General features: G+C 63.3%; 9 protein-coding genes. 8 read left to right on the top strand and 1 reads right to left on the bottom strand.

Annotated elements, in window-relative coordinates:
- Positions 1–79: 79 nt before the first annotated feature.
- The 8 genes from rsmA to clpX all read left to right on the top strand — a co-directional run bounded on the left by rsmA (position 80) and on the right by clpX (position 7782).
- Positions 80–931, top strand: coding sequence for a ribosomal RNA small subunit methyltransferase A (rsmA, locus tag FJ039_04385; protein MBM4405409.1), 852 nt, complete (start codon positions 80–82; stop codon positions 929–931).
- Positions 932–990: 59 nt separating this feature from the next.
- A complete protein-coding gene (gene ispE / locus FJ039_04380) occupies positions 991–1854 on the top strand; it encodes a 4-(cytidine 5'-diphospho)-2-C-methyl-D-erythritol kinase (GenBank protein ID MBM4405408.1) in 864 nt (287 codons plus the stop codon).
- Positions 1855–1903: 49 nt separating this feature from the next.
- Entirely contained in the window at positions 1904–3700 is a 1797-nt protein-coding gene (aspS, locus tag FJ039_04375) for an aspartate--tRNA ligase (protein MBM4405407.1), read from the top strand.
- Positions 3701–3740: 40 nt separating this feature from the next.
- A complete protein-coding gene (locus tag FJ039_04370) occupies positions 3741–4022 on the top strand; it encodes a BrnT family toxin (GenBank protein MBM4405406.1) in 282 nt (93 codons plus the stop codon).
- Positions 4023–4029: 7 nt separating this feature from the next.
- Entirely contained in the window at positions 4030–4317 is a 288-nt protein-coding gene (locus FJ039_04365) for a hypothetical protein (protein ID MBM4405405.1), read from the top strand.
- A 164-nt stretch (positions 4318–4481) separates the two neighbouring features.
- The gene (gene tig, locus FJ039_04360; GenBank protein ID MBM4405404.1) at positions 4482–5777 is read left to right on the top strand and encodes a trigger factor; all 1296 of its coding nucleotides are present in this window, start codon (positions 4482–4484) and stop codon (positions 5775–5777) included.
- Positions 5778–5801: 24 nt separating this feature from the next.
- Complete coding sequence (locus FJ039_04355; protein MBM4405403.1) at positions 5802–6422, top strand: ATP-dependent Clp protease proteolytic subunit; 621 nt, start codon at positions 5802–5804, stop codon at positions 6420–6422.
- Between the two features lie 40 nt (positions 6423–6462).
- Positions 6463–7782 carry an ATP-dependent Clp protease ATP-binding subunit ClpX gene (gene clpX / locus FJ039_04350; GenBank protein ID MBM4405402.1) on the top strand — a complete coding sequence of 440 codons (1320 nt, stop codon included), beginning with the start codon at positions 6463–6465 and terminating at the stop codon, positions 7780–7782.
- A gap of 3 nt (positions 7783–7785) precedes the next feature.
- Here clpX and FJ039_04345 read toward each other — a convergent pair whose 3' ends face one another.
- Entirely contained in the window at positions 7786–8586 is an 801-nt protein-coding gene (locus tag FJ039_04345) for a phosphoglycerate transporter (protein ID MBM4405401.1), read from the bottom strand.
- Between the last annotated feature and the right edge of the window lie 2 nt (positions 8587–8588).

Here is an 8588-nt window from a genome sequence, read left to right as displayed (position 1 = left end):
CCCTCTCTTTTGTTCTCTCCCGCCGGGGGAGAGACGAAGAGACGGCCTATCGCCGTCTCTTACACCAAAGGAGCGCGGCATGAGTGACGCCGCCTCCGCAAAGGCCCTCCTTGACCGCTACGGCCTTAGCGCGCGCAAGAGCCTGGGCCAGCACTTCCTGTTCGATCGCAATATCCTGCTGCGCATCGCCGGCGCCGCTGACATCACGCCCAACGACACCATCGTTGAAGTGGGGCCTGGGCTCGGCTCGCTGACCCGTATCCTGCTGGCAAAGGCCAGGCGCGTCATCGCGGTGGAGAAGGACGAGCAGATGGCCGGTGTAGTGATGGAGGAGATGGCCTCCGAAAAACTCACCGTCGTCATCGGCGATATGCTGGAGCTTGCGCCGGAGGCCGTCTTGAAGAGCCAGAGGGCCAGGCCTCCTTATAAGGTGGTGGCCAACTTGCCCTATAACGTCGCCACCGCCATCATCCGCGCCTTCCTGGAGTCGGGCGTCCGCCCGACGACCCTGGTGGTCCTGGTCCAGCGCGAAGTGGCGCAGAACATCTCGGCAAAGCCCGGCGATATGAGCCTCCTTAGCGTTTCGACACAGCTCTACGCCGAGCCGAAGATCATTGACCTGGTGAAGCCTGGGAGCTTCTATCCTCCGCCGAAGGTGGAGTCGGCCATCCTGCGGCTGGACGTTCGCCCACAGCCGAAGGTCGTCCCTGCGAAGGAGATGGCAGCCTTCTTCGAAGTCGTTCGTGCGGGCTTCAGCGCCAGGCGGAAACAGCTCGCCAACTGTCTCACGCGGGGGCTCAGCCTGCCCCGAGAGTCGGTCATCGCCGCCCTAGGGGCGGCAAACATCGCGCCGGAGCGGCGGGCGGAGACGCTATCCTTGGAGGAGTGGGGCGCGCTCTATGCAACCCTAAAAAGGGGCGGCGGTGTGTAACGTGTCTGCCCCCTCTCTTTTGTTCTCTCCCACGCAGGGGAGAGAAGGGTCTGAAAAAAATGCTTAGCCTCAAGGCCTACGCCAAGATCAACCTGACGCTGGAGGTCCTCGGTAAGCGGGCCGATGGCTTCCACGAGATCGCCACCGTGATGCAGACGATTGACCTGGCTGACGACCTGACCTTCGCGGAGGCGCCGGACATCTTCGTGGAGAGCGAAGCGGAAGGCATCGCGCCGGAAGAGAACCTGGTGCTCAAGGCGGCCAAGCTCCTGCGATCGCGCCTGGGCGTCAGGTCGGGCGCGCGCATCGGCCTGGTGAAGCGCATCCCCGTCGCCGCCGGACTCGGCGGCGGCTCGACCGATGCGGCGGCGACGCTGGTGGGCCTCTGCCGGCTGTGGGGCAGAGCGGTCCCCAAGGCAGAGCTTTCGGCAATGGCCGCCGAGCTTGGGTCGGACGTGCCCTTCTTCCTCACGGGCGGCACGGCCCTTGCGGAGGGCAGAGGCGAGCGCATAACCGTCTTGCCGCCGCTGCCCGAGTTCTCGCTGGTGATCACCAAGCCGCCGATAGAGCTCGAGAAGAAGACGGCCCGCCTCTATGGCGCGCTCACGCCTACCGATTACTCCCACGGCGAAGCGACGCACCGCCTCCTGGCCGCCATGAAGACGAAATCGCCCCTGAGAGAAGACTTGCTTTACAACAGCTTTGAGCGCGTCGCGGTGAAGGTCTTCCCGAATTTCGAATCGCACCGCCGGCGCTTCGCCGAAGCCGGGGCGAAGCACATCCACCTGGCGGGCAGCGGCCCCACGATGTTCGCCCTAGTGAAAGGCCCCGGCGAGGGCCTTCGCATCACGGTGGTGCTGGAGCGGTCCGGACAGCCCGCTTACCTTGTGAAGAGCATCGCCAAAACCTATAATTTAACCTGATTCCCTTCTGACGTATTCCCCCTAGCGGCACGGTCGTCGGAGGCCTGACTTGCTCAAGACACATAACTGCGGCGACCTGCGCATCAGCCACGCCGGGCAGACCGTGACGTTGGCGGGCTGGGTGAATCGCCGCCGCGACCACGGGGGCGTGACCTTCCTTGATCTTCGCGACCGCTCCGGCCTGGCCCAGGTGGTCATCAACCCGGAGCAGACGCCTGCCTTGAAGCAGGTGGCCGGAGACGTGCGCAACGAGTGGGTTCTCCAGATCAAAGGCACGGTGAACAAGCGCCCGGCAGGGACGGAGAACGCCAAACTGCCCACAGGAACCATCGAAGTGGCGGCTGGGGAAGTGACGGTGCTGAACCAGGCCAAGACCCCTCCCTTTTATATCAACGAAGACTCCCCGGTGGACGATTCCCTGCGCCAGGAGTACCGCTACCTGGACCTACGGCGGCAGCGCATGCAGCACAACATCATCCTGCGCCACAAGCTGGTCCAGCACATCCGGGACTTCCTGAACGCCCGCGACTTCCTGGACGTGGAGACGCCCATCCTCTTCAAGAGCACGCCCGAAGGCGCGCGCGAATACCTGGTTCCCAGCCGCGTCTACCCTGGGAAATTCTTCGCGCTGGCCCAATCGCCCCAACAGCTCAAGCAGATGCTCATGGTGGCGGGCTACGAGCGCTACTACCAGATCGCCCGCTGCTTCCGCGACGAGGACTCCCGCGCAGACCGCCAGATGGAGTTCACCCAGCTGGACCTGGAGATGAGCTTTGTGGAGCAGGAGGACATCCTGCGGCTCATGGAGGAGATCTACACCAGCGTCGCGAAGCGCGTTGCGCCGGAGTTCAAGCTCGCCGCGTCGCCCTTCCCGCGCCTGAGCTATGAAGAGACCATGCGCCGGTACGGCTCGGACAAGCCGGACCTGCGCTACGGCCTGGAGTTAAGCCACATCGAAGATCTCGTGAAGCAGACGGAGTTCGCCGTCTTCAAGGGCGCGGTGGCGGCAGGCGGCGTCATCAAGGCGATCAACGCCCCTGGGATGGCCGCCTATTCCCGCAAGCAGGTGGACGAGCTGACGGAGTTGGCCAAGAGCAAAGGCGCCAAGGGCCTGGTGAGCGCCCAGCTTACCGGGACGGGCGATATCGGATCGCTAAAGGCGGAGGATGTCCGCTCCCCGGTGGCCAAATACCTGCCCTTGGAGCAGGTGAAGGCTATCGCCAATCGCGTGGGGGCCAAGCAGGGCGATATGCTGCTCATCGTGGCGGGCGATGCCAAGAGCACCAACGCCGCCCTGGACGGGATACGGCGCGAGCTTGCCGAACGCCTCAAGCTGGCCGACCCCAAGAGCCTCGCCTATGCCTTCATCATTGACATTCCCCTCCTGGAATGGAGCGATACGGACAAGAAGTTCGTCTCCACGCACCATCCCTTCACATCGCCCAACCTGGCGGATGTCTCCCTGCTGGATACCGCGCCGGGCAAGGTGCGCGCCCTGGCCTATGACCTGGCCTGCAACGGCTATGAAGTGGCCGGCGGCAGCATCAGGATCCACGACCGCGCCCTCCAGCAGAAGATGTTCGGCATCCTGGGACTGGACGCCGATGAGATCCAGGCGAAGTTCGGCTACATGCTCCGTGCCTTCGAGTATGGCGCGCCGCCCCACGGCGGCTTCGCCTCCGGCATAGACCGCTGGGTCATGATCCTGGCGGGCGAGAAGAGCATCGCCGATGTGATCGCCTATCCCAAGAGCAAGAGCGCCTCCGACCTGCTGACCGGCTCGCCCTCTCCCGCAAGCGAAGCCCAGTTGAAAGAGCTGGGGATAGAGATTAGGAAGGCGACGTAGGCATTACGGCGGTCTGTAACGCATTGTGTTACAATTGCCTATGCTCTCCGTTCGCCGTCTTGTCTGGAACCCCGGCAACGTCGCTCATATCGCTCGACACAAAGTCAAACCGGACGATGTTGAAGAGGTCTGTCACACCGAGCCGGTCGCGCAGATGGGAAAGTTCGGACGCCTCCTTGTGCTTGGGCCCACACAAAAGGGGCGCATACTCACGATAGTGCTCGATGCCACTGAAACACCCGGTGTCTATTATGTCGTGACAGCCCGGCCCTCGAGCAGACAAGAGCGCCGCATCTATAGCCAACGAAAGGGAGGCAGGTGACTGAGTTATGGCCAAGAAAAGAGTCCAGGCGACTAACCGCATCCCCACATTTTCGAGCCGGGAAGAAGAGGCCGCTTGGTTCGACAGCCACGATATGGCTGACTACCAGGATGAATTTAAGGTTGCCAAGGTTCGCTTCGCCAAAAATCTCAGCCAGGGAATCACGATCCGTTTCGATGCGCGATCACTGAAGGCACTGAGGATGCAGGCGAGTGAGAAGGGCATCGGACCGACGACGTTGGCCCGTATGTGGATCCTTGAGCGTCTGAGGCAGTCGAGCCGAGTTGCCTCATAGCAACTCGTTGCCCCACACCTACCCGTCCCTCCTTCTGTAAAGTTTCCTCCGCAGGCTGTCTCCTTTGGATGCCCCCACACATCTAAGGTAGTGTCAGCCCTTCGTTGTCCATAAGGAGGGGCTACTGATATAATAGTTCCACTTAGGCCTGTGGAGTCCCCCTCGTGAAAGTCACCGTAGAACAACTTCCCCGTCGTCAAGTCGTCCTCAATATCGAAGCTGAGCAGCCTGAAGTAGACCGCGCCAAGGAACACGCCTATAACCACGTGAGCCAGCGGGTGCGCATCCCCGGCTTCCGCAAGGGCAAGGTCCCCAAGGCGATGCTGGCTCGGTACATCGGCGAGGCTGCCATCATGGAAGAGGCGGTCAACCACCTCATCCCTGAGGTGACCCAGAAGGCCATCCAGGAGCAATCCCTGGAAGCCATCGGCGTGCCGCAAGTGGCCCTGGAGGGTGTGGAGCCCAGCATCAAGTGGAAGGCCACGGTAGACCTGACGCCAAAGGTAGACCTGGCGGGCTACAAGGACATCCGCCTCACGCCCGAGCCTGTGGAAGTCACGGAAGAGCAGATCGTCAAGGTGCTGGAAGATATCCGGTTCCAGAACACGCCCTGGGAGCCGGCGGACCGCCCCTCCCGGATGGGCGATATGGTGACGCTTGATATGTCCGCCGAGTCCGAGGGCAAGCCCATGGGCAGCGATAAGGCCGTTCAATACCGCCTCGTCGAAGGCGCCCAAGCCCCAATCCTCGGCTTCGCCGAAGAGGTTGCCGGGATGAAGGCGGGCGAGACGAAAGACTTCTCCATCGCCGTTCCGGAATCGGACGTGCGCAAGAGCATGGCGGGCAAAACAGTCTCCTTCCGCGTCACGGTCCTGGACGTGAAGGGGAAGACGCTCCCCGCCTTCGATGACGAGTTCGCCAAGGGCGTGGGCGATGGGTATGACTCCATGCAGGCCCTGCGAGACTTCGTCACCAACCGCCTCAAGGAGAACGCCGAGCGGGAAGCGAAAGAGAAGCTGAAGGAGAAGGCCCTGGACGAAGTGGTCGCGAAGGCCGCCTTCGACTTCTCCCCGAACATCACCCAGCGCGAGGCTGAGGAGATGTTCAAGGAGCAGACCGATCGCCTCCAGCGCAGCAAGATCGGCCTGGACGAATATCTCAAGAGCATCGGCAAGAGCCAGAAGGCCCTCATCGAAGAGATGAAGCCCATGGCCGAAGAGCGCATCAAGCGCTCCCTCGCCCTTGCCGAACTGATCAAGCAGGAAAAGGTTGACGTCATCGAGGATGAGATAGACCAGGAACTGAGCGGGCTCATCACCTCGGGCGGCGAGCAGAACATCAAGCAGTTCGAGCGCATCTTCGACAACGAGAACGGCAGGCGGTCCATCCAGCGCACCCTTCAGCAGCGGAAGGTGCTGGATCGGCTCGTCGAGATCGCCACGCAGCAAGCACCGGCCTAACAGCGAGACATGGAGGCTTACCACATGCAGACGCCCAGCAACGTTTACGTCCCCACCGTCATCGAGCAGACGCCCCGCGGCGAGCGCTATTCCGATATCTACTCCCTCCTCCTCCGCGAGCGCATCCTCTTCCTGGGCACGCCCATCAACGATATGGTCGCCAACCTCATCATCGCCCAGCTTCTCTTCCTGGACCGTGAGGACCCGGAGAAGGACATCAGCCTGTATATCAACAGCCCCGGCGGCTCCGTCAGCGCCGGCCTGGCGATCTACGACACGATGAAGCTCCTCCGCTGCGATGTCTCCACCATCTGCGTCGGCATGGCCGCCAGCATGGCCACCGTCCTCCTCTCCTCCGGCACCAAGGGCAAGCGCTTCGCCCTGCCCAACTCCACCATCCACATGCACCAGGCCCAGGGGGGCGCCGGCGGCTCAGCGACGGACATCGAAATCGCCGCCAAGGAGATCCTGCGCCTTCAGGACAAGCTGCGCCGCTTCCTCTCCGACAACACCGGCCAGCCCTACGAGCGCATCGCCCGCGATTCCGACCGCGATTTCTACCTGGACGCCCAGCAGGCCAAGGAATACGGCCTTGTTGACGATGTCCTCACAGGCAAACAAGCAAAGATAGCCGCCGTCCGCTAGACAGCCTTCCCTTCCGGCATACCACTACGTAAGGAGCCGAATGGCGACGACGACACCACCACCTCCCCCTCCACGCGGGCCCCGGGCGCAGTACGAATGCTCGTTCTGCGGCAAGGCGCAGGCGCAGGTCAAGCGCCTCATCGCCGGGCCGGGCAAGGTCTACATCTGCGATGAGTGCGTGACCCTCTGCCAGCGCATCATTGGCGAGCAGGCCCCCGCGGCGGCCGCTCCCGCAAAGGGCTCGCCCGTCGGCAGCCTGACGCCCCACCGCATCTACGAGCAGCTGAGCGAGTACGTCGTCGGCCAGGAGAAGGCCAAGAAGGTTTTGAGCGTCGCCGTCTACAACCACTACAAGCGCGTCAAGACCGGCGGCCAGCCCGGCGCCATCGAGGTTGATAAGAGCAACATCCTCCTCGTCGGGCCCACCGGCTCCGGCAAGACGCTCCTCGCGCAGACCCTGGCCAAGATCCTCGATGTCCCCTTTGCCATCGCCGACGCCACCAGCCTCACCGAGGCCGGCTACGTGGGCGAGGATGTGGAGAACATCCTCCTGCGCCTTATCCAGGCCGCCGAATGGGATATCTCCAAGGCGGAGATCGGCATCGTCTACATTGACGAGATTGACAAGATCGCGCGCAAGGGTGCGAACCCCTCCATCACCCGCGATGTCTCCGGCGAAGGCGTCCAGCAAGCCCTTCTCAAGATCATCGAAGGCTGCACTGCCAACGTCCCCTCGCAGGGCGGCCGCAAGCACCCCTACCAGGAGTTCCTGCAGCTCAAGACGCACAACATCCTCTTCGTCTGCGGCGGCGCCTTTGAAGGCCTGGAGAAAATCGTCGCCAAGCGCCGTGGCCAAGGCCCTGCCGCCATGGGCTTCCGCTCCACCGATGGCGTCAACCCCATCCGCAACCTCCAGGAAGAGGCCTACCAGCAGCTCCAGCACCTTATCCCCGACGACCTCATGCAGTTCGGGCTCATCCCCGAGTTCGTCGGCCGCCTGCCTGTCTGTGTGGGCCTGGAGGCCCTGAACCGCGACTCCCTGGTGCGCATCCTCATCGAGCCCAAGAACGCCCTCATGAAGCAGTACCAGCGCCTCCTCGCCCTCGATAAGGTAGACCTGGTCTACGATGAGAAGGCGCTCCAAGCCGCCGCCGATGAGGCCCTCAAGCGCAAGACCGGCGCGCGCGGCCTCCGCACCGTCATCGAAGAGACGCTCATGGACGTGATGTACATGATCCCCTCCATGACGGACGTGCGGAAGTGCGTCATCACGGAAGAGACGGTCCGCTCCAAGCGCCAGCCCCTGCTCCTTACGGGCAACGGCCAGCCCGCCCAGATGCCGGAGCAGAAGACGGCGTAGGGCTCAGCCCTTCAGCACCGCCTCGATCTCCGCCGTCAGGTCCAGACCCTTCACCGGCCTGCCGCTTGCGTCCGTCACGGCGCCGCCCTGCAGGCGCAGCCTGCCGTCCGCAAAGGCGCGCAGCGTCTCCACCAACAGGGGCCGTTCCCGCAGCGCCCCCTGCTCCCGTATCACCTTGAAGAGGGGCAGCTCCTCCCCTGGGCTCTTCTCCAGGTAGGCTATCCGCCTGCCCTCCACCGCCCTCCAGTGGACATCGTACAGCGGCCCGAGCAGCGAAAAGGTGCAATACGTGACCGTCGGGCCCTTGTCCATCTCCTCCGTCACGTAAAAGACCGTATTGCCGCTGTGCGTCACCTTCTTCTCGATCAGTTCCCAGATCACCTGCTGCCACATCCCCACGGGGCCGCCCGGCGCCGCCGGGTGCAGGTTGATGGAGGGGTAGCGCCTGCACATCTCCGGGCTGAAGATGTGCAGGTAGCCCGCCAGCACGCACAGGTCGTGCTTGTAGGGGGCCAGCTTCTGCATCACTTCGCCGTAGTAATTGTCCCGCCATGCCGGATCGTCGCCCGCTCGGGCCTTGAACTTGCGGAAGGAGTGGGTCACCAGGGGGTAGCCGTAGCCGCGCACCATCTGGAAAAAGCCGTCCGTCGGCTCGAACTCCCCCTGGTCCCGGTTGCTGAAGACAAAGGTGACCTTCGCCTTCAGCCGCCCCGATCGGATCGCCTCGTGGATCGCCTGCAGGAGCTGGCGGGAGCCCTGCCCGCGCCCAGTCGCGAAGAGGCCGATGTGAAAGTCGTTCGCCATTG

It is taken from the genome of Chloroflexota bacterium (assembly GCA_016875535.1).
Lineage (GTDB): Bacteria > Chloroflexota > Dehalococcoidia > SHYB01 > SHYB01 > VGPF01.
This window is presented reverse-complemented; position numbering and strand designations above follow the sequence as displayed.